At 60.9% G+C, this 373-nt stretch carries 1 protein-coding gene; it reads left to right on the top strand.

The features are described from left to right. Nucleotides 1–373: MFS transporter (locus HX773_RS25555; protein WP_176973821.1), on the top strand; the 373-nt coding region annotated here is incomplete at both ends.

Below are 373 nucleotides of genomic sequence, written 5' to 3'. Positions count from 1 at the left end.
GCGCACCTGATCAACGACCTGATCCAGTCGGTCCTGCCGTCGATCTATCCGATGCTCAAGGCCAACTACGGACTGACCTTTACCCAGGTCGGGCTGATTACCCTGACTTTCCAGGTCACCGCCTCGCTGTTGCAGCCGTGGGTGGGGTTTTATACCGACCGTCATCCGAAACCGCTGCTGTTACCGGCGGGAATGATCTGCACCCTGATCGGCATCCTGATGTTGTCCCAGGTTGGCAGTTTCCCGCTGATCCTCCTGGCATCGGCCCTGATCGGTGTGGGTTCCTCGACGTTTCATCCGGAAGCTTCCCGCGTGGCACGACTGGCCTCTGGCGGCCGTTACGGCCTGGCGCAGTCGAGTTTCCAGGTCGGTG

This window comes from Pantoea sp. B9002, assembly GCF_013385945.1.
Taxonomy (GTDB): domain Bacteria; phylum Pseudomonadota; class Gammaproteobacteria; order Enterobacterales; family Enterobacteriaceae; genus Pantoea.
This window is presented reverse-complemented; position numbering and strand designations above follow the sequence as displayed.